This window comes from Jiangella muralis (genome assembly GCF_001270745.1).
GTDB classification, from domain to species: Bacteria; Actinomycetota; Actinomycetes; order Jiangellales; family Jiangellaceae; genus Jiangella; species Jiangella muralis.
In genome coordinates, this window is record NZ_KQ434754.1 from 433,646 (window position 1) to 458,448 (window position 24,803).

Sequence of the window (24,803 nt, forward strand, 5' to 3'; positions counted from 1 at the left end):
GAGCGGTCGCGGGTCTGCGCTCAGTGTGGCCGCTCATGGGTTCCGGTCCGCCGTGACGCGAGCTTCTGCTCGCAGTCGTGTCGTGCGCGGGCCCGCCGTCAGCGTGAGCGCACCGAGTCGCGGCGGCGAGCGTGTGGTTGGTGCGGGCGCACGTTCGTGCCACGTCGTGGCGATGCGCGCTCATGCTCGCGCCGTTGCGCTCAGCGTGCTCGACGTGCGGAGATGCGTCGTTCGGCTGAGTGATCTCGGTCAAGCGGGTCTATGCCGGCGACGGGTACCGGTACCTGCTGCGTGGGATCGCAGATCAGGAGGATGTGCCCGGCGCGTCGGCGGTGACCAGCTATTACACGCAGCCGGGTAACCCGCATGGCCGGTGGGTGGGCGCCGGTCTGGCTGGTCTGGGCGAGGGCGCGGGCCTTTCGGCCGGTTCGAGGGTGAGCGAGCAGCAGCTGGAGCGGATGTTCCGCGAGGGGGTGGATCCGCTCACCGGGCAGCCGCTCGGGCGCCGGTTCCGCCAGGTGATCGGGTGGCGTGAGCGCGCGGATGCGCGCATTGCCGCATTGAGCGCTCAGCTGAGCGCTGATGAGCGCGCGGCCGCGGTCGAACGGATCGAGGCCGAGGAGAAGGCTCGCCCGACGGTCAGGCCGGTCGCGGGGTTCGACGTCACGTTCTCCCCGCCCAAGAGCGTGAGCGTGCTCTGGGGATTGGGCGATCAGGGGGTGCGCGAGCAGGTCTACGAGGCGCATCAGGCGGCGATCCGGGACGTCCTCAGCGTGCTCGAGCGGGATGTCGTGCGCACCCGGATCGGCGCCAACGGGGTCGCCCAAGTCGAGACCAGGGGCGTGATCGGGGCAGCGTTCGACCATTGGGACAGCCGTTCCGGTGACCCGCAGCTGCATACGCACGTGCTGCTGCTCAACCGGGTCCAGGCCACCGGTGACGCCCGGTGGCGCACCCTGGACTCGCGCGGTGCCCTGTATCCGGCCGTGGTGGCGCTGTCGGAGCTGTACGACAACGTCCTGGCCGACCACATCACCGCCCGGCTCGGCGTCGGGTGGGAGAACCGCGGCACTCGGCACAAGGCGAAGAACACGGTGTGGGAGATCGAGACCATGCCGGGCGAGCTGATCGCGGCGTTCTCCAGCCGTGGCGCGGACATCGAGGCGGAGAAGGACCGGTTGGTCGACGCCTACCGGCGCCAGCACGGCCGCAGCCCGAGCGATCGGACCGTCATCCGATTGCGCCAGATCGCCACGCTGGCCACCCGCCCGGCGAAGGAGGTCCGCTCACTCGCTGAGCTGACGACCGACTGGGCCGAGCGCGCTCGCGTCGTACTCCGTGACGACCCGGCGGAGTGGGTGAGCAGTCGTACCCGGTTCGCGCCCGCCCGACGAGATCGCCCGTTGCTGTGGCGGGTGGACGATCTCGCGGCGGGTGGTGCGCTCGATCAGCTGGTGCGCGACGCCTTCGACGAGTTAAGCACCGAGCGCTCGACCTGGACGGTGTGGAACGTCCGAGCCGCGGTCGCGCGGGCCGCGATGGCCTATCGCATGGTCGACGCCGACGAGCGGGACCGGCTCATCGGCGACGCCACCGATCGGTTGCTCGCGCTGTCGGTCGACCTCACCCCGCGCGAGCGCGCCTTCACACCTGCCAGGTTCCGCCGACGTGATGGCCGCTCGGTCTTCGCGCCCGGGCGGGTGTTCACATCTGCCGCAATGCTCGCCGCCGAGCAGCGGCTGCGCGCAGGACTGCGCGCCATCGATGCGCCCGCGCTCAGTCTCGCCGCGATCGACACAGCGACCCGTAACCCCACCAGGAACGGGCACCTGCTCACAGCCGACCAGGCCGACGCGCTCACCCGTATCGCGGTCAGCGGCCGCCGGGTCGATGTCCTGCTCGGCCCGGCCGGCTCCGGCAAGACCACCACTCTCGACGTCCTCCGGCACGCCTGGGAGCACGAGCACGGCGCCGGGTCGGTGGTTGGGCTTGCACCATCGGCGGCGGCCGCCGGCGTGGTGGCCGAATCGTTGGGGATCCCGACTGACAACACCGCGAAATGGCTCCACGAGGCCCACCGCAACACGCATCGCCAACGCGAACTAGACCACCTGCTGCTCGCGTTGCCAGGGATCGGTCTAGACGACCAGGGATGGCGCGACCACTTGAGCCGCGCCGAGTGCTCCTGGTCGGAAGCACGACCATGGCGGCTGCGCGGATCAGGGAGCATCTCGGCTGCCGGGAGGGCCAAGCTCGCCGCAGCGGTGCGAGAGCGCATCGCCGAACTCACCACCGAGATCCGGCGCTGGCGCTTCACCGACGGCCAGCTGGTCATCGTCGATGAAGCATCGATGGTGGGGACGCTCGCGCTGGATGCCCTCGCCGGCGCCGCGTACGAGGCTGGCGCGAAGCTGCTGCTGGTTGGCGACCACGCTCAGCTCGGCGCCGTCGACGCTGGCGGCGCCTTCGGGCTGCTCGTCCGCGACTACGGCGACGACCTGGTGCCTGAGCTCACCGCGCTGCACCGATTCCAGGTAGCCTGGGAGGCCGCTGCGACGCGGAGTCTCCGGCGCGGCGACGCCGAGATCCTGACCACCTACCAGGAGCACGGCCGGCTCCACGCGGGCGAGACCGACGACGTCACCGACCACGCGTACAGGTCCTGGCTCGCCGACGAGACCGCCGGCCGGACGTCGCTGCTGATCGCGGCGTCCACTGACGCCGTCCGCGAGCTGGCCATGCGCGCCCGCGCCGACCGGGTCGCGGCCGGGCACGTCGAACCCGGCGGTGTCGTCCTGCACGATGGCAGCCTGGCCGGGCGCGGGGACCGGGTCGTCACCCGCAACAACGACCGGCGCCTGTCCACCGGTCGCCGCAATTGGGTCAAGAACGGCGACACCTGGATCGTGCAGCGCCGTCACCGCGACGGCTCCCTCACCCTCCGCCGACACCGCAGTGTCGGCACCATCACCCTCCCGGCGGACTACGTGCGTCAACACGTCGAACTCGCCTACTCGACCACCGCACACCGCGCACAAGGCGCCAGCGTCGACACCGCCCACGTGCTCGTCAGCGGAACCAGCACCACTCGCGAGGTCTTCTACGTCGCCATGACCCGAGGACGCCTCGCCAACCACGCCTACGTCGCCACCGACCTCGACCCCGATGACCGACACCTGGGCGACGGCACCGAACCGACCGCGATCACCGCACTCACGGCCGTCCTGCGGCGCACCGCTTCCCCACTTTCCGCACACGAGACCGTCGGCGACCTCCAGGACAGGGCGGAGTCGTTCGGACAGCTCGCCGACGAGTACACCACCCTCGCAGCCCAAGCACTCGCCGACCACGTCGCACTAATCATCGACGCCAGCCCGCTCACCCACACCGTCGACCCGACGACCTCACCGGCCTACCCAGCACTTGCCGCGACGATTCTCCACGCCCACGACCTCGGCATCGACGTCCTGGACCTGGTTCCCCTGATCGGCGTCCAAGACCAGCACGACGGCGACCCCATCGTGGTCCTGAGCCAACACTTTGCAGTCCTCGTCGACGCGACACGGCCCACCCACCGACTAGTGCCCCGCCGTCTCGTCGCCGGCCTCATCCCGGCCGCCATCGGCACACGCGACCCCGAACTCCGACGTGCCCTCCAGGAGCGGGAACACCTACTCGAACACCGCGCCGATGCCCTGGCTCGGCTGGCGATCGCCGAACGTCCGCTATGGCTCCAGGAACTCGGTCCATCACCGTCAGCTCCCGATGACCAGAGCCAGTGGGTCCGGTACGTGGCGACGATCGCCGCCTACCGTGAACGGCACGAGGTCACCAGCGGCTACCCGCTCGGCGACAGCCCGCAGAAGGACGGGCATCGCGACGTCCGTCTCGCGTTCGAGGCCCTGCGCCGGGCTCAGCAGTTGAGCGGTCTGCTCAAGTCCCACCACGAGCACGTGCCGACGGATCGGGGATATCGTCCCGGCATGCAGCGATGATCATTCCGCTTCATGCGTCGGGTCGTGCTCAGCCAGGTATGCCTCCAGCGCGAACATGATCAGCCCGCCCATGGAGAGTCGGTGCGCTTCCGCATACCGGGCGGCTCGCTCCCAGAGCTCGACGTCCTGCTCGCGAATGTAGATGTGCTTTCGATCGCTGGGCACATACAGATGATGCCAGTGTGTGCGGCCAGTGGAACTTTGTGTGCTGAGTGTGTGCTTGATGTGTGTCGTAGGTGGGACGTATACTGGCGCTGGTTGAGCGAGCATTGGAGGACGCGATGAGCACGACCCCTGACGACTGGCCGACGGAGCGGACGTTGATCCTGCGTTACGACCCGCAGCAGGAGCACGAGTGCGTGATCGGGCTCAGCCCCGGACAGGTCCAGCTTGCGGTGACGTTCGGGCCGAACAAGCCGCTGCCGACCACGCACCTGGACGACACGCTGCTGATCAACACACTGCGTTCGCTCGTCGTACCAATGGAGGATTCTCGACCGAACCGCGAGAGCTAGGCGTTCCTGCCCGGTGCGTCAACACCGGACAGGAACTTGATCCCCAACCTGAACTGAGCAGGAGGAGACCCGTGGCAACCGTATCTACCAACGAGCGCAAGAACGTCATTACCCGTAGACCGTTCGTGAGTGACCAGGTCGGCGAGATGATCGCCTGGCACGACATCGAGGGACCGTCGATCGACATCCGTATCGAGCCCCTCGACTCCGGGCAGCGGGCCGACATCTGCCTCGCCCCCTCCGAGGCCCGCGCCCTGGCACGGCAGTTGAGCGAGATCGCCGACACAGCCCAGCGGGCCGGTTGGACTCCGGCCGTGCTGGCCGAGGCACGCGAGCGCTATCTGCCCGGTCTGTCCGACGAGCAGATCATCGAACGCCTGGACGCTCTCACCGCTCGTCTCGGTGGGCTCGTGCTGGGTCACCGGGGACGGATCGACTGGCGGGCCGGGCGCATGCTCATCGCCGAGACCGGCAACGAGCTGCTCGACCGCGCTGCCGCTGCGGTCGACACGGCCGAACACCACCTGTCCGACTACCGGCAGGCCGTCGAACAGCTCGGGACCGTGAAGGCCAGGCTCGATGACGTCCGCCGGTTCTTCGAACAGGAGAGCGAGCGGGGCACATGACTGCCACCACGAACGACGAATGCGTCCTCAAGTGGTGCAACGAGGCCGGTGAGCACCGCACGCACCGGCAGTACGTCATGTCCTCGGTCTGCTGGCACCGCACCTGGCTGGTTGGGGTCAACGTCGCCCAGCCCGAGGGCGAGCCGCGGCGCGTCGAGTTCACCGCCGCATCCCGGTGGGCCGCGCCGGTGGCGGTGACGCTGCAGCCCGACGAGGCCGAGGCGGTCGGGCAGGCCCTCATCGAGGCCGCTGCCCGCGCCACTCGCTGACACCGTCCGGCTGGGCGCCGCCGATCGTGGAACGGCAGCGTCCAGCCGGACTCATGCCTGGCCCGGATTGACGGGCCACTATCTCCCACTCACGCCTCGACTGGCGGCGACGTGGCTGACCACGGCCCGCGCCTCGTCCGCTGGCAGGCCCGCACGCAGCGCGGCCGCGATCAGTGGGGTGAGATCGGCGGAGCCGTTGTCGATGGCCCGATGGGCGGCCCAAAGCAGACCCGGGTGCCGCTGCCCATCGGGTCGGGTTTCCACGTGCCGGACCAGGTAGGTGAGACGACGCCCGGCATCACCGGTTCCAACGGCGGCGGCGAGCCGGGTCGGCGGCTGGTGCCGTGGCGGGGTGAGGTGTGTACGGATCGCTTCCCAGCCGACCGCGCCGGCTCGGTGGGCGTCGCGGATGTCGATGGTCTGGTACGAGCCGCGGGTGCCAGCGAGGTGGACACGTGATGGGGGCACGAGGACGTATCCACCGAGGCCGCGGAAGTCGATGCCGTTGGCGGGGATGCTGCTGCTGGGTTGTTCGGTGCCGCCGAAGTAGAGGTGTAGGCCCCTGGACGGGGTGGCGACGGCGTGTGACCAGCCGTCGACGAGTCCGGCTGCTCGGAGTCGGCGGAGTGTGGCGTAGCCGGGGGCGCCGTTCTTGACGTCGACGTCGACGACGTCCCAGTGCGGTTGCCCGGTGGGCATGGCGATGTTCGCCGCCGGCCATCTGGCCCACCAGGCCTGGATGCGGTCGGGGTCCGTGGTCGCGGCGTAGAAGCCGGCCTTGACCAGCGGGCGCTTGCGCAGTGGCCAGCAAGGGAAGACGGCGATGCCAGCTGCGGCGTAGCTCAGCGCAGCCGCACCCATGGTGTCGCGCTCGGTCACGGCGGTGGGCTGGTTGGCGGGCCGACGATGCTGTCAAGGTGGATGTAGAAGCCGGTGGTCCAGCCCGATCCTTCGGGGTCGGCGGCCCAGGGTTCGATGCTGTCCGGGCGGTGCTCGCGCTGCCGACATCCGGTGCGAATCGCCCATTCCCGCAGGCGTTGGCGGCCGTAGGCGAGCGTGGCGTGCCAGTCGACGGCGGCGGTGGCCGGCTGGGCGGGGTCGTAGGCGATCTGCCAGGCACCCCGCAGCGCGGAGAGTTCCTCGACCAGCGCGGCGTGGCGATACCAGCACGTCGGTACGTCGCGCTGGTCCAGGGCGTAGCGGACGACGAGCCAGCGCACCCAGTCGGCCAGATCGTGCAGCGCCGCGGCGTGAGCGTGCGGCTCCAGGTCGTCCCAACGGATCGGCCGGGGAAGCTGTTGCGGCGCGCCGAGGAACTCGGCGAACGGGTCGACACCCTCGACGCCGTCGCGGCCCTCGCCGGGTTCGGCCGGGTGTCCGGCGCCCGGACCCGTGCCGCTCATCGCGGCGCCCCTGGCGGCAGCACCTGGCGGAGAACGGCTGCCGCCAACCCGGGCGGAACAGCGTTGCCGATCTGAGCGAACGCACGCGTGGTCGAGCCCTGCCACGGATAGTCCGGCGCGAAGCCCTGCAGAACCGACGCCTCCGCCATCGTGATGCGGCGAGTGCCCGGGCAGGCGGTGCAGCGACGCAGCCATTGACCGCCGGACTTACCGGTCAGCGTCGGGGCCGGACGTCCGGCCTGCACCGGCGGTGTCGGATACCGGGCGCCGCAGCGGTCCGTGGTCACGCTGCGCCGGTCCAGCACCCAGCTGACGGCGTTCAACCGCTTCCCGAACACGAGCGTGGGCGCAGGCTGGTCGAGCCCGCGAGCAGGCCGTGGCCGACCGCCACGGCCCGGGCGGGTGTCAGTGCGCAGGCTCACCTGCCCGCAGCGCCAGGTATCCGAACGCGCCTTGCTGGTGATCGATGGCGCCGGCTGATCGACCGGCCGGTCTGGGCGAGCACCGTGGCGGGCCGTCCAGCCCGTACCGCGAGTTCGGTGGTAGGCCGCGCGGTGCCGGTCCACGCCGCCAAGGGCTTCTGCCATGCTGACCCACCGGCGCCGGCCCGGCCCGATGAGGCTGTGTGGCTCCGGGTCGTGGGCGTGCGTTGGCGGTGGCGGGTGTGGTATCCGGCCCTTGACGGCGATGAGGACCTCCCGGCGCCGGTCCTGCGGGACGCCGTAGTCAGCCGCGTTGAGCACGCCGCTCCATGCGCCGTAGCCGAAGTCACGAAGGGCAGCGACGTATGCGGTCCAGATCGGCCCGACGGCTCGGACCTGCTCCATCACCAGCCACTCCGGGCGCAGCGCCGCGACCCACCGCGCCGGCTCCAGCACCAGCACCGACGTCGCAGCCGCGAGAGCGACGGCTTCGTCATCGCCACTCGACACGACGCCCTCCAGTACCTGGCGGCATGTCTGTGCTACCTCAGCTATCGACGTCGTCCCGTGCATCACCGGCGCCGTCGCGGCCGCCAGCATGCCCACCAGCTGGCGGCCGAGACCGGACCCAGCCGACGAGAACGTGGTGCACGGCGGGGACGCCACCACCCCGCGAACTGTCCCGAACCCGAACGGGTCGAGCAGGCTCACGTCCGCGCACACGCGTCGATGCCCGGCAGCTCTGGCCGTGGCGCACGCGTACGGGTCGTTGTCGATGCCGACGACATCGGTCACATCCTGCGAGCGCAGACCTTCACTCCATCCTCCCGGCCCGGCGAACAGCTCCACCACGCCCGCCTGCGCCGCCATCTCCGCGGCGATGTCGGCGACGTCGACGGCGCTGGGTCGGCGCGGCGTACGCTGCGCGCCGACGGCATAGAGGGCCGGCGCCCTGCGCGTCGCTTGGCGAGTCATGTGCCCGGGCCGACCGGCCCGCGATCCGGGGGTGGCCGCCGTCGTGCAGCGTCCGCCTGCCGGACCGGCCTGGTCGCCGTCCGCACGAACCGGTCGCGCAACCGGGTCGCCCAGTAGTAGGGCAGCTCGCCGCGCTCGACGTGCCGCACGAGTCGTTCCCCGACGTGGTCGTTCCACGGTTCCAGCTCGGCTCGGACCAGATGCAGGGCGCGGCTCGGATGCACCTCCACAAACGTCCACGCCAGCGCGGACAGGTGATACAGCCCGTCCCGGTCCGGGCGGACCCAGATCGGGGTACGCACGGGTTCAGTACTGGAGACCATGAGGTCCTGGCCGTGGAACACCAGGCGCTCCATGTCTACCGGCTCATCGCTCGCGACGGCGTCCTGGTAGAGCTGCGCCTGCCGCCACGCCAGCCTGGTGAGAACTGAGCCCGTGACGACCGGCGTCATCCAGCCGTTCCACCCGCTATCCTGCCCGACGGCTTCGAACGCCGTCAGGAACCCGCGGCCACCGGGCTCCAGCTCCCAGTCACCGGTGAAGAACACCACCACTACCGCCCAACACCGGACGCCTCGGCCGCCGGATCCGGCCACTGCGGTACCGGCTGGTGAGCCGCCGGTGTTTCCGGGATGGACGGCGGCGGGGGCGGCACCGGCGCGGGACTGAATCCCTCACCAGACGTCGCCGCCGAAGATGCGCTGCTAGCAGGAGCCGACGGCACCACACCGGTGGTCCCACCGGCGTGCTCGACGGGCCTCGACGCGCTCCGGGAGATTGTGACCCCGTCGGCGCTGCCATCGAGCGCGACCGCCCGCGCCCGGATCTCACACGACACCCGCACACCATCACGGGCCTGATACGCGTTGAAAACCAGGTCACCGACCACGATGACCGGGTCGCCCGCCTCGAGCCCGAGGCCGGCGACCGCCTGGGCCGTGGCCCCGAACGCGACCACATCGTGGTTCACGACCTGCCGCGGCAGCCAGCTGCCATCCGGCTGACGTGCGAAGTCGTGAACAGCGATCGTGAACTTCGCCATCGGCGCGCCAGAGCGCGTCGTGACCTGCTCAGGGATGCGCACCACGCGACCCGTCGCCGACATCGGAAAACTGTTACCCACGAGGCCCCTCCGTTCGTGTCCTCTACGCCGCTAAACACGGGGTAGGCACACGGCGCGCACATGACGTGCGGCACGGGAGCTCAGGAAGGCACCGCCTGATTGGACCGATGTGTCCGGGGTCGTCGGTACGCTGCCCGGCGTATTGGGGGGGTGCAATGATCGGAAACCTGCGACGTCGCGCCGAGCTGAGGCGGCAGCGTGCCGAGGTGCGGGCTTTCTGGCGTGACGCCATACCGGACCTGCAGCGGGCAGAGAGCCCGCTGATCTACAGCGACTTCTGGGCGCTGAGCCAGACCGGCAAGACCGCCGGGCGGCTGTTCGTCACAGACTGGCGGATCATGTTCCGCTGGTTCGACGAGTCGGGCGGCTACCAGTCCGGCGCCACGACGTGCCCGCTGACGCAGCTGACGGCGCTGGGTCGCCGCGATCCGGGTGGACCGGGTGAATTCGTTGTGGGGGTCGGTCCGCTGGACCAGGGCAAGGTGCTTGTTCTGGAGCCGTTGAGGGACACGCCGGAGGAGCGGTTGTACTGCGACGAGACGTTCCGCGTGCTGGAGCAGGCGCGGGTTCAGGTCCGGCGCGGCTAGCCGGATCGGCGTGCCGCTGCTGCCATGCGCAGCCGCCGCTGACACGCCCGGCACTCGGGCTGGACGCCGCCAGGCTCTCGCTGCGCTGTCGCTCGAGCCGGTCCGCCGAACACCGGCAACTCGACGATGCGCACCGTGTTCGAGTCGCTGCACAGAGCTGGCCCCCGCCCGTCGAGCGAGATGGCGCCGGGTCGGATCGCGTGACGCCTGCCGGTGCTGGTCTCGGCGATCAGCGGCCGGTCGAGGGTGCGCACCAGCTCAAGGCCGCTGCGGCCGTCGACCCGGAGGCTCGTGAGCTGCTTGATCAAGGTGTCTCCGTGGACGTGATGGCGCTCAAGGTGATCGACCACCTGGCCGGCAATCTCCCCCGGCGGGAGATCCTCTGCGAGTCTGAGGCCGGGGCACCGCTCCATGGGGCAGCGTATAGTGACCACGTTGAACAGAATAGAACTCATGTTCGATTGATCGCCAGTCTTGGCCCCTACCCCGCCGGGGCGCTCAGGCTGTCGGCGGCGGCTCGGATCAGGGTGCGCGCGTCGCCGCCGTAGACGGCGAGTTCTGCTAGTTGGGCGAAGGTGTCAGCATAGAGGGAGACCTCGCTCGGCTGGGTGATGGTGAGGTAGCTGGAGACCAGTTCGACGTTCACCTGGGCGTTGTCGTAGAGCCAGAAGCCCTCGACCGGCCATCGCTCGCGATCGTCCAGGGCGGGAATGATGCCGAGGCTGACGTTGGGCAGTGAGCCGACCTCGCCGAGGTAGTGGAGCTGGTCGCGCATGACGTCGGGTCCGCCGACGCCAGCTCGCAGCACGGACTCCTCGATGATGAACGCGAAGACGCGCCGGCCGTCGGTGAGCAGGCGTTGACGCTCCAGTCGTGCTGCGACGGCCTTGTCGACGTCATCGATGAGGCCTTCGCGGTGGCGGACGGCGCGGAGCACGCTCTCGACGTAGGTCGGTGTCTGGATCATGCCCGGTACCAGCCAGGATGAGTAGGAGCGGAAGCGGCGGGTGCGCTCGTATACCGACGCGCGGACCTGCTGGGCCTGGTAGAGGCCGCTGCGGGTGATCCGGCGCCACTCGACGAACATGCCCTCGGCGGCGCGCAGCGACTCCACCAGGTCGCCGGCCCGGTCCTGCGCGCCGCAGGCGCGACACCAGATGCGGATGTCGTCGGCCGATGGAGCGGTGCGGTTGTTCTCGATCCGCGATGTCTTGGCTGGGTGCCAGCCGCAGGCCTGGGCGTGCGCTCGGCCCGTCAGCCCGGCCTGCTCCCGGAGTTCGCGGAGCCGATCGGCGATGAGCTGACGGGCTTGCTGGACGCTGGAGGACGGAGAGACGGCCATGGGGTCGGCTGATCACCCAGGGTGGTAGTCGCTGTGTGGGATCGCCCTCTCCCATACCGCCTCGAACGCGCCTGCGCACTGCTTGGCGAGACTCGGGTCGTGGACCGGCTCCATGCCGGGGTCGGCCCATTGGCCGTCGCCGGTGAAGTGGTTGAAGATCACCAACTCGTCGTCGAATACCCACAGGTCCGCGCCCGGCACGAGCAGGTCCTTCGCCTGCCGGCGCGGGAGCCACCGCACCTGCTCCCCGGCCGCGATGTTGGTGAACGTGACGTCGTACTCGTGCCGGATGTAGTCGGTGATCGGTTCGGACACGATGCGGGCGCGGCGCATGGTGACGCCACGGTCCACGGTCGCCTTGACGACGTCGAGCCACGGGCGCCACCACGACTTTCGGTCGGCAGGGTCGTACCGCTTGCCCTGCTGCCAGGCGATGAACTCGGGGTCGTCGAGCATGTAGGCGTCTCGCATCTCCAGGTGCATCGCTGCGCGCTGGGTGCGGGCCAGGGCCTCGCGAACGGCGGTCACGAATTGGTGTCCTCACTCGATCGGGGGATGAACGGCAGCATGCGCGCGGGGAGTCGGATCACCGACTCGTGCGCCGGGATGTCGGTCGAGTGGCCGGGGATCGAGCCGACCTCCTGGACGTCCCTCACGGTCGCCTGGTCGGCGGTCCAGGACTGGATGATGAGGTCGCCGGTGTCCTCGTCAAGCCAGATCGTCGGCGAGCCGTCGTCGGAGGTGGTCGGATCGATCGCGATGAACCGTAGTGCCATGAGTCGCCCCTAACGTCGTTCGTTGCACCAGGTTGCAGCAAGCCTGGCCGCCGTCGATGAGCTGGGTCAAGGCGAGCGATGGCTTCGCGCAATGTCATGCAACGACCCTTCGCAGTCCTGCTGCCGCCGGCCTACCTTGGCTGCCCATGACCCAGCCGCCGAGCGAAGCAGATGCGGGTTTCGGGCGGGCGCAGACGACCGGAGGGGACGCGATGTTCACGGCTCGCGTGCGCGGACTCGGACTCGTCGGCTGGTCGCCCGAGCGCGTCGATACCTACGCCGCCGATCTGCTGTCGACCCATCAGCCGGCTGGCGGCTGGATACCACGCCGGCGGACCTCCTGTCGGAACTGTGGTCGGGAATGGCCGTGCGTATGGGCGACCTGGGCCGAGCAGTGGGGACGCGGCCTCGCCAGGGCGCGAGCACGACGCGGCGGCCGGTCGTGAGCACCGCCGACGGGGTGGTGGTCGCGGGCCTGCGCACGCTGCGGATCGGCTGCCTGATGCTCACGCGGCACCACACGAGACGTTGGAGCCGGAGCCGGTGACCATTCAGGAGCAGGAGATCGCCGAGCGACGTTGGGCGCCGGCATACAAGGCGCACTGCCCGCGGTGCAAGACGTCCGGTCGCACGTTCTCCTCGTACGGCAACGCCGAGCAGGCCGCCCAAGGTCACGCGGACAAGTACGGCCACGTCACCCACGTGATCGACCAGTACGGCATCCGCATCGTGGGGTCGATCCGGCGGCCTGGCGATGCGGAAGCAGCGGCAAAGCCGTGACCAGCCGCGATCATTCAATCTGGCGTATCGGCCAGGAAGTCTCCCTGCGTCACTCTGCCGCGCCATGGACGATCCACCGCTTCTACGTCGCACAGGTCCGCTATGTCCATCTTCGGCAGCCGGTTCGTCCGGGCATCTTCACCAACCTCCGAGTCCGCGACGATGTGCTGCGCGCCCATCAGCGCGCGCTCGGGCGCGACGCATCCCGCGACGCCCGCACCCCGGCCACCGTGTTCGCAGCCCGCTTGCGTGAGCTACGGGTGGAGCACGGTCTGAGCCAGGACGAGTTGGCCCGGCTGGCGAGGATGCACGTGAGCTACCTGGGCCGGATCGAGTCCGGCCGGGTCAACGTCGGGTTGGACATCGTCTGGAATCTGGCGGTGTGCCTGGGCGTGCGGCCGAGCGAATTCCTGCCGTGACGTAGCCAGGTAGTGTGCCGGCGCCGGGGATGGCTCAACGGTCGATGGCGTCGCGTTTCTGGTCGTTGATGCGTGGGTTTCCGATGTCGGCGCGCGCGCCCGCCGCGCGACCGTCGGCGAGCCCGGTGCCGATGAAGGTTCTCGGTCGCGGCTTGCCCAGGTTGGGGAACTCCTGAGACTGCAGCTCGAGGACCCGGGTGCCGCGATCGGCGAGAATGATTTCGGCGCGTCGGCCGCCGTTGTCGGTGGCTGCTTGACGGGCTCGGTCTTCGGCATCTGTGAGGCGATCGGAGACCTCAGCGACGAAGCCGATCAACCAGGATCGTCGCCATGCGCGGCCGTTCGCGCCGTCCGGCACGGTCGCGCTCAGTAGTCCGGCGTGCATCTGTACCAGGAGCGAGTTGTACAGCACTTCTACCCGGTCGAGGTCGCTGGCGAATCCAAGCACTCGCACGAACTTCGGTTCGCCGGGTTGGGTGCGGAGAAGGACCGGACGGCAGCCAAGCGCATGCGCGATACCGCCGAGGAGCGCCACGCCTTCGGCCGCCCATGGGAGGTAGACATAGGTGTTGCGACCTTCGGGTGTCGCGCGGTCAGGTTTGTCTGCGCCGAGCATGGCCTGCTCGACGCCGTAGGTGGCCATCAGCTCGAAGGCCTTCTCCCTGAATGTCTGTGCCTCGTGCTCGGTGGCAGCGGCATTCTCGGCTTGGTTGAGCAGCGCTCGGATCCTTCGCATGGTCGCTTCACCGGCAGTGGCGTCGGTCATGCCTGGTTTCCTCTCGTGCAGGGTTCGGCGTCGGTCGCTGGTCGGCTTCCGGTGTTCGGTCCGGAGCGCTGGTGGCGCTCTGCTCGGCGCGGGCGCTGATACTCGTTTCGACCGCGCTCTTGTCGGCCTGCAGCCGGTGCGCGTCGGGGCGCCGGGTCCAGGGCTGCATGCTCAAGGCGATGGGTGGTGCTGAGCGCAGGAGGACGACGGCCTGGCCGAACCGGAGTGTCCGGAGCTGGCCGGGGTCGAGGATCGGGATGCGCCGGTAGGAGACCTGCCGGGTGGTGTCGCCGTCGCGGCCCCGGGTGACGGCGACGGTCTCGTCGTCACGGTCACCGATGAGGGCGGAGATGTCGCGCAGGTCCGCGGCGCTGGCCGCACCGCCGGGGAGGATCTTGACGACGGAGGCGTCCCAGATCGTGCTGGCGGTGTGCTCACCGAAGGCGTGACGGGCTTGGGCCATGGTCTGCAGCACGACCGTGGTGGCGATGCCGCTACCACCGCCCTCGGAGACCAGCGTCGGCAGCGACGGCAGCGGGGCGAGGTTGGCGATCTCGTCGAGGACGAGCGCCAGCGGCGGGTCTAGGCGCGCGCCAGGGGAGGCGGCAGCCAGTTGTCGTGCGGTCTCGAGGAGGTCTTCGATCAGCGCGGCGACGAGCGTTCCGACCCCGCCGGCACCGGCGGCGGTGCCGAGCAGGAACAGCGCGCCGCCGTCGCGGACGAACGCGATCGGGTCGAACTCGCGTTCGCCAGGGCGCGGGGTGAGGGCATCGAGGACGCGGGGATCGGCCAGGCCGGCGAAGGCTTGCCGGACGCCGAGCCAGATGGAGTCGCGGGTGCGGGCGTCTGCGGTGGCGGCGGCCTCCAGCGTCTCCGCCCACCCGCTTGCCGCGTCGTTGTGGGTGGTGAGGATGCGATGCGCTTGCATGGCCGCGACGGGGTCGAGTGACCAGCGGTAGAGGTCACGAGCGCCGAGGTCGTCGAGGGCGGCGGCGTGGAGGAGGGTGCGGATGACGGCCTCGGTCTGGCCGGCCCAGAAGTCCGCGTTCTCCACGCCCTTGCCGATGTTGGAGCCTGCGGCGAGACCGCGGGCGCGGATCATCGCGGTCTGTGGGTCTTCGCAGCCGCGGACCGGGTTCCACCGCATGCCCGCGTCGATGCCGCGGGCGAGGTGTTGTGGATCGAACACGGCGACCGGGCCGATGCGGCTCCGCGCGGTCAGGGTCGCGGCCAGCACGTCGGTGCGGGTGGAGGTCGATACGACGGCGCCGGGTGCGTCGAGCACGCTGGGGATGACCAGGTGCAGACCCTTGCCCGACCGCGACGGGCCGATGACGAGTACGGAGTCCTCGACGGTGATCCAGACCGGGATGCGGTGGGAGCGGCCCAGGCAGAACCCGATGTCGGGCGGTTCCGGCGCCCGCAGCGAGGGCCGCAGTCGTGGACCGTGCGCACGGATCATGCGGGCGCCGGCGACGGCGCGGACCTGGCGGGCGGTCGCGACGCCCGGCATCGCCTCCAGAGCCCGCGACCGGTTCTGGGAGGTGCCGAAGGCCCTGCGCCACAACCAGGCACCGGCCACGGTCGCGGCGATCACGATGGCCGCGACGACGCCGGTGGCCGACCAGACGACGCCGGCGGCCGGCAGTGGCGTGGTCCACGCCTGCTCCGGCTGTCCTGGCGCCCGAATGGCGGCGACCGCGGCGTCGACGGAGTAGTCCGGTGCCGGGTGCCCGGTGATCCAGGCCGCCGCGACCGCGCCGGCCCACGCGATGCCGCTCACGGCCGCCGCCCCGGTGAGGATCGTCAGCAGCACGGCGAGCGCGAGATCGGTGAGCAGGTCCGTGCTCCGCGGTTCGGGCGGCCTAGCCACGGGCGGCGCCGTGGATCATGCGGTGGTCTGTGTCGACGATTGCTCGTTCGGACGGGGCGAGGGTGTGGACCGTGATCTGTCCGCTGCGCTCGCCGATCCGCCACAGTCCGGTGCCCTTGGCCAGGCCGGTGAGCAGGGCCCGTTCGGGGCCGGTGAGGCCGAGCGCGGTGGCGGTCGCGGCGACCTGGTCGGCGCGCTGCCGGTACACGATCCGGGTGGCGGTGTCAGCGACCAGGCCCTCGGACAGGGCCCGCAGCTCAGATCCGGCGTCGCCGACAGCGGCGAAGTCGGACAGGCGGTGGACGACGGCGACGTTGGAGAGCCCCCACGCGCGGGAGAGCTTCCACTGGGTCTGCATGCGCCGGGCCAGGGCGAGTTCGCGCAGGATCCGCCAGGCCTCGTCGTAGACGATGAACCGCTGGCCGTCCGACGGGTCGCGCAGCGCTGCCTCGGTCCACGCGGACGTGCAGGCCATCACCAGCGGAAGGGCCGGGTTGGTCTCGCCGAGCGCGGAGATGTCGATCGTGAGGATCGACAGTGACGGGTCGAACCGCACCGTGGACGGTGCGTCGACCAGGCCGGCGAGTTCGCCGAACACGAGGGTGGCCAGCAGGTGGCCGGGCTGCCGCCCGGCCTCACGCAATTCGGTGCGGCTCTTGAATCCGGCCGGGACCGGTCGCGCCTGGTCCGGGGCGAACAGATGGTCAACGACGTGTGGCAGGACTGGTGTCGTGTGGGCGTCGACGGCGGCGTCGACGGCGGCCGCGAGCGCTGTGCGCTCGGTCGGGCTGATCGGCTGGCCGCCGAGTTGTTCGATCAGGCTGCGCAGCAGCTCGAGTCGCCGCGAGCGCACCTCGACATTCCATTCCGGGTCGCCGATGCCGTGGGGCCGACGGCCGGCGTCGAGTGGGTTGAGGCGGGTCGGCCTGCCGGCGCCGAGGCTGATCGTGGCGCCGCCGAGTACGGCGGCGAGCTGTGTCCACTCGCCCTTGACGTCACCGGGCACGTAGGCGCGGTGACCGAAGGCTCGTCCTCGGCCGATGAGGGTCTTCGCCAGCGCCGACTTCCCCGATCCGATCTCACCGGCGATCAGGACGTTCGGGTTGGTCAGCACGCCCGCGGCATACAGGACCCACGGGTCGAAGCAGAACGCGGCACGGGTGTAGGCGTCGTGCCCGATCACCATGCCCGGCAGAGCCAGGCCGCCCTCGGCCTGGAACAGGTACGCCGCGGCCAGCGTGGCGGTGGTCGCGCGGTGGGCCGGCAGCCGCAGCCGGCGCCAGGTGCGCAAGGACCCCGGCCGGTGCTCGCCCCCGTGCGGGACGTCGCGGCCGGGTGCGGCGGCGCGGTCAGCGGCGGCGACGCGGCGGGTCTGCTCGCGGCGCGCCTGGGCGGCGTCGCGACGGATGCCGCGTTGGGCGCGGATCCTGGCGCGCCGCTGGGCTCGGGTCTCGCCCGCGGGAATCAGCAGCGGGCTCGGCCTGGTCACTGCATGCCTCGGGCCAGCGGGATTGCGGCAGCGGTGAACGCCTGGGTCTGCTGCCCGTACAGGATCCGCAGCTCGCAGTGCGCCTCGGCGGCGGCGGTCTTGACCTGCTCGACTGCGACGTCGAGCGCCTGTTGGTCCGGCGCGGACACGGTGACCAGGCCGACGTAGCGCATGTCCCCGGCACCGGCGACGAGTTCTCTTTCCCGGCGCACGGCGTCGCCGGCCTCTCGTCGTTGTGTCTCGGTGGTCAGCACGTCCGAGCGGGCCCGCTGCCTGGCGTCGGACTCGTGCTCCACTCGCTCCTGCCGGACCGCCCGCAGAGCCCGGTCGTGTGGAATCGGTTCGAATGTGACCGACACCGTGCGGTGCACACCCGAGGTCAGCAGCAGTGGCCAGAGCACGTCGACGGGCACGGCGACCCGTGGCCATTCGGCCACCCACAACACGCAGTGCCAACTGCTGTCGGCCTGGAACCCGGCCCAGCCCTCGTTGATGGCCACCGGCCCCGCCGACCCAGGAGTGCGGCCGACGTTCGAGCGGGCGAGCTGCGCGAGTCCGGTCGGGTCGAAGGCGCCACGCAGCAGCAGCGCCAGGTCCGGCGCCGTCACCCAGCCGTCATGGGCCAGGTCCAGGCTGGGCAGCCTGCGCGCGAGAAGGGTGAGTTGTTGGGCGAGGACGTCGGCGGCGCCGGCGACACCGCCGCCGGCCGCGCGGACCTGACGGGCAGCGACCCGCAGGTCGAGGGTGAGCGCGATCAGCGTCTCGTGACGTTCCGACGTCGGTGCCGCCGTCGCCAGGACCTCGCGGTAGGACTGCGAGGCCCAGCCGTCGTCGTCCACGCCGTGGGCCTGCCAGAAGGCGTCGGCGGAGATCCCGGATTCGGGCATGGTGCGTTCCAGCACCTGTATGCGGCTGATCAGCCGGCCGCCGGTGCAGTAGCCGGCGAGCAGGCCGCCCCAGGCGTCGGAGCGACGTTCCTGCTCGCGCGTGTCGGCCAGGACGAACGTTCCGGCCGAGCGCACCCGAAGCGCCGCCGTGAGCGTACGGGCGCGTGGATCGTGGACCATCGCCGCGGCCATGCCGGGATGCACATGCAGACGTAGCCCCGCGGCCTCGCCCGGCAGCGCTAGTCGTCCCGCCTCGGGCGGCCGCGGCACCCGGATCCTGTAGGTGAGCTGGCGAGCGACGGCCCGCCATGCGTGGTGGACGGCGATGGGCGCCCACGACACCAGCGTGCGGCCTGCGACAGTCACGAACGCGGCCGCCACCATCGCGCCCCAGAGCGGCGCCGTCGCCGCCAGCCTCGCGACTCCCCCGGTGTAGACCGCTGGGATGGCGACCAGCAGGCCCACAGCCAGCACCACCAGCTGACCCGCCTGCAGGCCGACGATGATCCCGCGCCGTGGCCGCGGCGCGAACAGCACAGACCGGCCCGGCGTTTCCTCGACGACCACGACGCTCAGACCTCGGCGCCGATGGCGGCGAAGAACGCCACCAACGCGTTCGCGGCGCCGATGATCGCCGCACCCGCCACCGCCATCAGCAGCGTCGACTTGCCGCCGTCGCTCATCCCGGTCCGGCTGCCCATCCGTCCGAACGCCATCAACGCCCCGCCGATGAGGACCGCGGCCACGCACGCCACCAGGCCCCAGGTCGACAAGGCTCCGACCACGCGCCGGACCTGCTCCAGGCCCGGAAGCCCGTCCGTGTTCGGCGTGATCCCGGGGTTGGTCCCCGCCCGCACCGCCATGCTCAGAATTCCCCGCACCTCAGCTCCTTCGTCGCCATCACGGACCTGCGTCTGCAGGTCAGCCAGCCGACGGGTCGGGAAACGCCGCGCACCGCGCCGTGCAGGGTCTGGCTGAAGGCGCTTGGTTCGTTGCTCTTTCCACGGCTGGTCGCGGATCCGCTGGCAGCGCGCAGGTCGCGGCGCAGGTACGGAAGCGCAGCTCGCGGGGCCACTGGGTCGTTGCTCGACCCGACCGGACGCGGTCGTCACCTCAAAGCCGCACTTCGCCGCCAGGTTGATGCCCGGGAGGCTGGCGGCGCGGCACCGTCGATGCCGACCGAGACATCAGCGCAGTCTCCGGTGGCAGCTCGGGTTCTGGTCGACGGTTGGCGGCTTGAGCCGACATTGCCGAATCGATGCGCTCGAGTGCCGCTCGCGCCTCGATGAGGGACTGCTCGTGCTTGAAGGGCGCCCCGAGCGCAGCTTCCGCGGCGTGTAGCTCACTGGCTGCCTCTTCCTGTCGTCGTTCGGTTTCGGCGATGTCGGCCCGTATCGCGGCGACTCGGTTCTCCAACATGCGGACGACGCCGATGCCTTGGGGGTCGGTGATGCTGTCGACGGACACGCGCGTCTCGCTGCGGGGCACGTCGCGCAGGGTGAGCCGGATCTGAGCACGCTGGCCGAGATACGTCCCTGCTGGCTGGTAGACGGCGTCGATGGTATGGCCGGCGATCTCTCCGAGCGTTCCCATGTCGCTGCTGCGATAAGTGTTGCCGGGTAGGTGTTGGGTGGCCCAGGTGGCAATGGCGTCTGCGGCGTCGGTGCGCTTGGTGACGCGGACGCCTTCGACGATCATGGTGAAGTTCTCGCCGATGGGGATGGTGCGAGCGAGTGCCGCCGACAGATGGTGGCGTTCTTGGTCAAGGTCGTCGATCTGGGCGGCGTGGAAGGCGCGGCGTTGTCGCAGATTGTCGGCCTGGCGCAGATGTGCTCGGCGCAGCCGTTCCAGCCGGGTGAGGTCGGCTTGGGCGTTGGCGCGTTCCAGGATGAGCGGGTCGCCGGCAGCGAGGGCCTTGACTTCGGCGAAGGACAGGGCGGTGTCGCCGACGTCGTCGATGGATCGGACGTCGAGGCGGCTGCGCATGATCTGGGCGATGAACTTGGCCTTGCGCTCGACGGTCTGCCAGAGGTAGCCGTCGAAGGAGCCTTCGACCACGTAGCGGTAGATCTGGATCTCGGCGTTCTGGTTGCCCTGCCTCATGATCCGCCCGTCGCGCTGGGCGAGGTCGGCGGGTCGCCACGGACAGTCGACGTGGTGGAGCGCGACGGCGCGGTTCTGGACGTTGGTTCCCACGCCCATCTTCGAAGTCGACCCCAGCAGAGCGGTGACCTGGCCGGCGCGGGCGGCTGCGAACAGCCGGGCCTTCTCGGCGTCGCCGGGAGCCTCATGGATGAAACGGACCTGCTCGTGCGGGATGCCACGAACGGTCAGGAGGCCGCGTAGCTCGTCGTAGGCGTTCCAGGTCTCGCGCGGGGTGCCGAGGTCGCAGAACACGATCTGCACGGCTCCGGCCGTCGGGGAGTACTCGCCTGTCCCGGGGATCAGATAGCGGGTCTGCCGATGCTCGGCAGAGATGCGCGTGATGTTGTCGGCGACGATGTCCAACTTCGTCGGCTCGTCGAGCGGTCGGTCGGCACCGACCAGGCGCATGTCCAGCGCTGCCTTGCGCCCGTCGGTGCTGATCTTCAGCATGTTGTCTTCGCTGGGATCGACCTGGCCGCTCCTGACCCGTTCGGCGCGCTCGCCGAGGTGGGCGACGTACGCGGTGAGGTCGGCCGGAGCCGGCACGACGACCGTGACCGGGGCGCGTTGGCCGTCGTCGCGGAGCGCGAGGTCGGGGGTGGGGAGGTTGAGGTCGTCGCCAGTCTTGACGTCGGCGAAGACGTGCCACATGCGCAGCATCTCCGGGACGTTCTGGAACCGCGCGAACCTGCTCGTCAGGCGGTAGCCGCCGGCCGGGGCCATCTCGATCTCCGTGACGGTCTGTCCGAAGGTGGCCGCCCATGCGTCGAAGTCCTCCACGCCGGAGGCCTCGAGCAGGTCTGGACGCAGGTAGCGCTGCATGACGTGGGCCTCGGTCACCGAGTTGGCGATCGGGGTGGCGGTGGCGCCGGTGAAGACGCGGTCGCCGTGCCGGCCGCGCAGGTACTCGATCTTCATGTGCAGGTCGCTGGCGCGGCGGCTGCCCACGATCGCGGCGTCGCGGATGTTGGAGACGGTGCGCAGGTTCTTGTAGTCGTGAAGTTCGTCGATGACGAGGTAGTCGATGCCGGTCTGCTCGAAGGTAATGCCTGGATCTCGAGGCGCGTCCATGCGCTTCTTGAGCTGTTCCTCGGCGGCGAGGACGGCACGTTCGAGGCGTTTGACGCTCAGTCGCTGGCCGGAGCGCGAGTTCGCCAGCATCGCGCGCAGCCTGCCCAGCTCGCGGTCCTGGTAGGCCGTCTCGATGGCGGGTGAGACCGGGATCCGCTCGAACGCGCCGCGCGTCATCACGACGGCGTCCCAGTTGTTCGTGGCGCAGCGGGCGACGAACTGGCGCCGTTGTTCGCCGCGCAGGTCGTCGCTGGATGCGGCCAGGATGCGGGCGGTCGGGTAGAGCTGGAGCCATTCGCGGGTGAACTGTTCGAGCATGTGGTTCGGCACGACGATGCAGGGTTTGGTCACCATTCCCAGGCGCTGCAGCTCCATCGCGCCGATGACCATCTCGGCCGTCTTACCGGCGCCGACCTCGTGGAACAGCCCGACGGCTGGTTCGTTGATCATCCGGGCCACGGCGGCGCGCTGGTGATTGCGTGGGGTGAACGTGCGTGCCAGGCCGGGCAGGGTGAGGTGCCGGCCCTCGGCGCTGTAGTCGCGCAGCACGATCGCGTTGAACCGGTCGTTGTACTCCCGCAGCAGCCGCTCGGCGCGGTCGGGGTCCTCCCACACCCACTCGGCGAACCGCTCCTGGATCAGATTCGCCTTCTCCTGCGCGGCCGCCGTCTCGGTCGGGTTCATGACCCGTCGACCGTCGTCGAGTTCGTCGGTGACCTGGACCGGGCGCTGCTCCAGCACCGCCTTCACGATCACCGGTGCCGGCATCCGCGCCGTGCCCCACTCCTCACCAGCGGCGACCGACGACCTGACGCCGCGCACCTCCCAGATCGCCCCGCCTGGGTGCTCGACCTGGACGGTGTCGTCGCGCAGCAGCTCGCTCAGGAACTGGGCGTGGGTCGCCGCGTCGATCCACGCCGCGCCCAGGCGGGCCTCGATGTCGACCGGCCCGAGATCGGGCGGCTGGACCGAACGCAGCGCCGCGACGTTCACCGTGTAGCGGTCAGGGTCGACCGCCGCAGCTGCGGCGGCTGCCGCATGCTTCTGGCGGACGTTGCCGGACAGGTACTCCGCGGCCGTGACCAGCTGACCGGAGGGCGGGTCGTCGTAGACCAGCTCACTCAGCCGGGCACGAGCGTCGTCCTCGCCGACTCCCAGCAGCCGCGCGACCTGCGCCAGGTCCACCCGCCCGTGGCGGTCCAGCACTATCGCGAGCGCTTCTTCCGGCGTGTCCGCGCCCAACGCGAGCGCCCGCGGGACGACGACCCGGCGCGTCATGATCATGGCCGGAGTGGCGGTCTGGGTGGTCTCGTCGAAGACCTCCAGGCCCCGCACCAGGGCGGCGAACGGGTCGCTGCGGAAGATCCGCATCACCGGCGGCGCGACCCGCGACATCCGCGCCTGGCCCGTCTCGGGATCTACACGGCCGGTGGGGCGGGTCGTGAAGCGGTTGATCGGCCCGAACCTGCCCACGTGGTCGCGATACCGGTCGGCCAGTCCGGTGCGTAGCTGCTGGATCTGCGGGGTGTCCTCAAGGTCGGCCGCCTCGGCGCTCAGCAGCGCCCGCGCGGCGTCGCGCAGCCCCAGCAGGGACCGCAGCTCGCGCCGCTGGGTCGCCGGGACCGGGCATTCCTCGAGCAGGCCGCCGGTCGCCACCTGGAACGTGTCGTCATCGCCCGCGATCAGGTGGCCGTCCCACAGCCCTTCAGGAGCGCGAGCTACCGGTTGCACTTGGGCCGGGGATGCCTGCCGCGGGGTCATGGTCATGCCGTCGAGGCGCGCTGTCTCGACGACGTCGTCGAGCACGGTCGCGAACCTGGTCGGCGCCTGGGCCGGGTCGGCCCGTACATGCAGCGTGGTTGCGCTGTACATGCCGGGCCCGACGGCCAGCTCGCCCAGGACGTGCTCCGGGTGACGGTCGAAGTACGTGTTGAGGCGGATGCGCTCGCCGTCGACGACACGCTCGGTGACGGTCTCCCACTCGATCGACCGCGGCGGCGACTGCGGGTCGCGGCGCTGCAGCACCAGCAGGTCCGTGACCACGTCGCTGCCGGCAGCGCGTCGATGCGCGCCGGTCGGCAACCGGACCGCAGCGACCAGGTCCGCCAGCGCGTTCATCTCACGCCGCGCGGCAGGGTTCTGCGCATCCAGGGTGAAGTGGCTGGTCAGCACCGCGACCAGCCCGCCAGGGCGGGTCAGGCCGAGCGATTTGATGATGAAGTGGTTGTGCAGGGTGTGCTTGCCGTGGTTGTGGCGGGGGTCGTGCAGCCGGATGTCACCGAATGGGACGTTGCCGATGGCGGCGTCGAAGTGACCGGCCGGGAACCGGGTGTCGGCGAACGACTCGGTCGTCACGGTCGCGTCCGGGTAGAGGGCGGCCGCGACGGCGGCGCTGGTGGGGTCCAGTTCGATCCCGGTCATCCGTGCGCCGTGCGGCGCCAGGCCGAGGAAGGTGCCTGCGCCGCAGCCGGGCTCCAGCACCTCGCCCTCGGTGAAGCCGAGCCTGATCAGCAGGTCCCACATCGGCTGGACGTAGGCGGGGTCGGTGTAGTGGGCGTTGATCGTCGTACGTCGCGCCGCCGCATACGCCGACTCGTCCAGCACCGCCTGGAGATGCCGGCGCTCGGTCTCCCATTGGTCGGCCTGTTCGTCGAACAGCTCCGCCACCGCACCCCAACTCGACCACCTGGCAAGCACCCGCCGGTCGTCGTCGCTCGCCGCCCGGCCCTCCTCCCGGAGTCGGTGCAGCCGGGCGATCGCGTCGAGGTTCGCCCGCACTCGCGAACGGGCGCCCGAGGGGGTGAGGTCGTCCTGCCGGGTCGGCCGGAACCGGACTACTGGCCCTGCTCGTCCTGGTCCTCGTTCAACGCCCGGTGGATCACCCAGAGGTACTCGTCGGTCGCGCTCGGCGGGTCCGGCGATGTCGGGGGCTGCAACCAGACCATCTCGGCCAGCGCCATCTCCTCGGCCTGCAGCCGCGCCGCGTTCAAGCGGCCGACCTTCTCCAGGTAGGTCTCGTCCGGGGAGCCCGGCCCGGCCAGGTGCTCCTGCAGCTCCAGCACTCGCTCCTCCACCTGAGCCCCCAGGGTCGAGAAGAAGGTCGTCGGATCCTCTAGAGCCGCCAGGCGCCCCGGATCGGCCTGCTGCCAGTGCTCCATCGCCAGTCGGCCGTACCTGTTCATCGCGCTCACCTTCCGTCTCTGCCCACAACGATTCCAGACTGAGCTGCCCGTCGATCTGCGTCCTCGTCCTGCGCCCAGCCATCGATCGCCGTGTCCCCTTCTGCCCCTGCTACCGGTCACTGGGTGGTAGCGGCGTGGCGCGCACACGGCTCCGCAGC

At 70.5% G+C, this 24,803-nt stretch carries 23 protein-coding genes; 7 read left to right on the forward strand and 16 right to left on the reverse strand.

Annotated elements, in window-relative coordinates; all coding sequences use genetic code 11:
* Window positions 1-239 precede the first annotated feature (239 nt).
* A complete protein-coding gene (gene mobF / locus ACW62_RS10215) occupies window positions 240-3,995 on the forward strand; it encodes a MobF family relaxase (RefSeq protein ID WP_053203973.1) in 3,756 nt (1,251 codons plus the stop codon).
* Here mobF and ACW62_RS33940 read toward each other — a convergent pair whose 3' ends face one another.
* Complete coding sequence (locus ACW62_RS33940) at window positions 3,996-4,160, reverse strand: hypothetical protein (RefSeq protein ID WP_157574607.1); 165 nt, start codon at window positions 4,158-4,160, stop codon at window positions 3,996-3,998.
* A 116-nt stretch (window positions 4,161-4,276) separates the two neighbouring features.
* Between ACW62_RS33940 and ACW62_RS10220 the strand changes: the two genes are divergently transcribed.
* From ACW62_RS10220 to ACW62_RS10230, 3 genes are all read left to right on the forward strand, one after another.
* Window positions 4,277-4,510, forward strand: coding sequence for a type III secretion system chaperone family protein (locus ACW62_RS10220; protein WP_157574609.1), 234 nt, complete (start codon window positions 4,277-4,279; stop codon window positions 4,508-4,510).
* A 146-nt stretch (window positions 4,511-4,656) separates the two neighbouring features.
* Window positions 4,657-5,136 (forward strand): hypothetical protein, encoded by a 480-nt coding sequence (locus ACW62_RS10225; RefSeq protein ID WP_169792028.1) that lies wholly within the window; start codon window positions 4,657-4,659, stop codon window positions 5,134-5,136.
* On the forward strand, window positions 5,133-5,405 hold the full coding sequence (locus ACW62_RS10230) for a hypothetical protein (RefSeq protein ID WP_053203976.1): 273 nt from the start codon (window positions 5,133-5,135) through the stop codon (window positions 5,403-5,405). Before ACW62_RS10225 ends, ACW62_RS10230 begins: the two co-directional genes overlap by 4 nt.
* 78 nt (window positions 5,406-5,483) lie before the next feature.
* On the opposite strand, the gene ACW62_RS10235 is transcribed toward ACW62_RS10230, so the two are convergent.
* From ACW62_RS10235 to ACW62_RS10255, 5 genes are all read right to left on the reverse strand, one after another.
* Complete coding sequence (locus ACW62_RS10235) at window positions 5,484-6,284, reverse strand: bifunctional DNA primase/polymerase (protein WP_053203977.1); 801 nt, start codon at window positions 6,282-6,284, stop codon at window positions 5,484-5,486.
* A complete protein-coding gene (locus ACW62_RS10240; RefSeq protein ID WP_053203978.1) occupies window positions 6,281-6,808 on the reverse strand; it encodes a hypothetical protein in 528 nt (175 codons plus the stop codon). The genes ACW62_RS10235 and ACW62_RS10240 overlap by 4 nt, the downstream gene beginning before the upstream one ends.
* The gene (locus ACW62_RS10245) at window positions 6,805-8,100 is read right to left on the reverse strand and encodes a DNA cytosine methyltransferase (protein WP_083459594.1); all 1,296 of its coding nucleotides are present in this window, start codon (window positions 8,098-8,100) and stop codon (window positions 6,805-6,807) included. Before ACW62_RS10245 ends, ACW62_RS10240 begins: the two co-directional genes overlap by 4 nt.
* A gap of 101 nt (window positions 8,101-8,201) precedes the next feature.
* The gene (locus ACW62_RS10250) at window positions 8,202-8,753 is read right to left on the reverse strand and encodes a hypothetical protein (RefSeq protein WP_157574613.1); all 552 of its coding nucleotides are present in this window, start codon (window positions 8,751-8,753) and stop codon (window positions 8,202-8,204) included.
* 5 nt (window positions 8,754-8,758) lie between these two features.
* The gene (locus tag ACW62_RS10255; RefSeq protein ID WP_205629256.1) at window positions 8,759-9,328 is read right to left on the reverse strand and encodes a single-stranded DNA-binding protein; all 570 of its coding nucleotides are present in this window, start codon (window positions 9,326-9,328) and stop codon (window positions 8,759-8,761) included.
* Between the two features lie 206 nt (window positions 9,329-9,534).
* Between ACW62_RS10255 and ACW62_RS10260 the strand changes: the two genes are divergently transcribed.
* A complete protein-coding gene (locus ACW62_RS10260; protein WP_157574615.1) occupies window positions 9,535-9,915 on the forward strand; it encodes a hypothetical protein in 381 nt (126 codons plus the stop codon).
* Here ACW62_RS10260 and ACW62_RS10265 read toward each other — a convergent pair.
* The 4 genes from ACW62_RS10265 to ACW62_RS10280 are packed head-to-tail and all read right to left on the reverse strand — an operon-like array spanning window position 9,912 to window position 12,033.
* Complete coding sequence (locus ACW62_RS10265; RefSeq protein WP_157574617.1) at window positions 9,912-10,370, reverse strand: hypothetical protein; 459 nt, start codon at window positions 10,368-10,370, stop codon at window positions 9,912-9,914. The two genes, ACW62_RS10260 and ACW62_RS10265, sit on opposite strands and share 4 nt — an antisense overlap.
* 26 nt (window positions 10,371-10,396) lie before the next feature.
* The gene (locus tag ACW62_RS10270; RefSeq protein WP_053203984.1) at window positions 10,397-11,257 is read right to left on the reverse strand and encodes a helix-turn-helix domain-containing protein; all 861 of its coding nucleotides are present in this window, start codon (window positions 11,255-11,257) and stop codon (window positions 10,397-10,399) included.
* Window positions 11,258-11,269: 12 nt separating this feature from the next.
* A complete protein-coding gene (locus ACW62_RS10275) occupies window positions 11,270-11,785 on the reverse strand; it encodes a DUF6879 family protein (protein ID WP_205629257.1) in 516 nt (171 codons plus the stop codon).
* Window positions 11,782-12,033 (reverse strand): hypothetical protein, encoded by a 252-nt coding sequence (locus ACW62_RS10280; protein WP_053203985.1) that lies wholly within the window; start codon window positions 12,031-12,033, stop codon window positions 11,782-11,784. The genes ACW62_RS10275 and ACW62_RS10280 overlap by 4 nt, the downstream gene beginning before the upstream one ends.
* Window positions 12,034-12,576: 543 nt before the next feature.
* Here ACW62_RS10280 and ACW62_RS10290 point away from each other — a divergent pair.
* Window positions 12,577-12,813 carry a hypothetical protein gene (locus ACW62_RS10290; protein ID WP_053203987.1) on the forward strand — a complete coding sequence of 79 codons (237 nt, stop codon included), beginning with the start codon at window positions 12,577-12,579 and terminating at the stop codon, window positions 12,811-12,813.
* Window positions 12,810-13,232, forward strand: coding sequence for a helix-turn-helix domain-containing protein (locus ACW62_RS35175; protein ID WP_205629258.1), 423 nt, complete (start codon window positions 12,810-12,812; stop codon window positions 13,230-13,232). The genes ACW62_RS10290 and ACW62_RS35175 overlap by 4 nt, the downstream gene beginning before the upstream one ends.
* Before the next feature lie 34 nt (window positions 13,233-13,266).
* Here ACW62_RS35175 and ACW62_RS10300 read toward each other — a convergent pair whose 3' ends face one another.
* From ACW62_RS10300 to ACW62_RS10325, 6 genes are all read right to left on the reverse strand, one after another.
* Entirely contained in the window at window positions 13,267-13,998 is a 732-nt protein-coding gene (locus tag ACW62_RS10300) for a DUF2786 domain-containing protein (RefSeq protein WP_053203988.1), read from the reverse strand.
* Entirely contained in the window at window positions 13,976-15,871 is a 1,896-nt protein-coding gene (locus ACW62_RS10305; RefSeq protein ID WP_083459571.1) for a type IV secretory system conjugative DNA transfer family protein, read from the reverse strand. Before ACW62_RS10305 ends, ACW62_RS10300 begins: the two co-directional genes overlap by 23 nt.
* Window positions 15,864-17,360 carry a hypothetical protein gene (locus ACW62_RS10310; protein ID WP_053203989.1) on the reverse strand — a complete coding sequence of 499 codons (1,497 nt, stop codon included), beginning with the start codon at window positions 17,358-17,360 and terminating at the stop codon, window positions 15,864-15,866. The genes ACW62_RS10305 and ACW62_RS10310 overlap by 8 nt, the downstream gene beginning before the upstream one ends.
* Window positions 17,357-18,814, reverse strand: a complete 1,458-nt coding sequence (locus ACW62_RS10315) for an SCO6880 family protein (protein WP_157574619.1) — start codon at window positions 18,812-18,814, stop codon at window positions 17,357-17,359. Before ACW62_RS10315 ends, ACW62_RS10310 begins: the two co-directional genes overlap by 4 nt.
* 5 nt (window positions 18,815-18,819) lie before the next feature.
* Window positions 18,820-19,128 carry a DUF6112 family protein gene (locus ACW62_RS10320; protein WP_157574621.1) on the reverse strand — a complete coding sequence of 103 codons (309 nt, stop codon included), beginning with the start codon at window positions 19,126-19,128 and terminating at the stop codon, window positions 18,820-18,822.
* A 232-nt stretch (window positions 19,129-19,360) separates the two neighbouring features.
* Window positions 19,361-24,727, reverse strand: coding sequence for a helicase (locus tag ACW62_RS10325; protein ID WP_157574623.1), 5,367 nt, complete (start codon window positions 24,725-24,727; stop codon window positions 19,361-19,363).
* Window positions 24,728-24,803 lie beyond the last annotated feature (76 nt).

What these genes read in the sequence shown, in the direction of transcription:
- ACW62_RS10240 (WP_053203978.1), bottom strand. Translation starts at nt 6,808, where the DNA reads ATGAGCGGCACGGGTCCGGGCGCCGGACACCCGGCCGAACCCGGCGAG.
- ACW62_RS10265 (WP_157574617.1), bottom strand. Translation starts at nt 10,370, where the DNA reads ATGAGTTCTATTCTGTTCAACGTGGTCACTATACGCTGCCCCATGGAG.
- ACW62_RS10220 (WP_157574609.1), top strand. Translation starts at nt 4,277, where the DNA reads ATGAGCACGACCCCTGACGACTGGCCGACGGAGCGGACGTTGATCCTG.
- ACW62_RS10270 (WP_053203984.1), bottom strand. Translation starts at nt 11,257, where the DNA reads ATGGCCGTCTCTCCGTCCTCCAGCGTCCAGCAAGCCCGTCAGCTCATC.
- ACW62_RS10325 (WP_157574623.1), bottom strand. Translation starts at nt 24,727, where the DNA reads ATGGCTGGGCGCAGGACGAGGACGCAGATCGACGGGCAGCTCAGTCTG.
- ACW62_RS10225 (WP_169792028.1), top strand. Translation starts at nt 4,657, where the DNA reads ATGATCGCCTGGCACGACATCGAGGGACCGTCGATCGACATCCGTATC.
- ACW62_RS10245 (WP_083459594.1), bottom strand. Translation starts at nt 8,100, where the DNA reads ATGGCGGCGCAGGCGGGCGTGGTGGAGCTGTTCGCCGGGCCGGGAGGA.
- ACW62_RS10280 (WP_053203985.1), bottom strand. Translation starts at nt 12,033, where the DNA reads ATGGCACTACGGTTCATCGCGATCGATCCGACCACCTCCGACGACGGC.
- ACW62_RS10300 (WP_053203988.1), bottom strand. Translation starts at nt 13,998, where the DNA reads ATGACCGACGCCACTGCCGGTGAAGCGACCATGCGAAGGATCCGAGCG.
- ACW62_RS10230 (WP_053203976.1), top strand. Translation starts at nt 5,133, where the DNA reads ATGACTGCCACCACGAACGACGAATGCGTCCTCAAGTGGTGCAACGAG.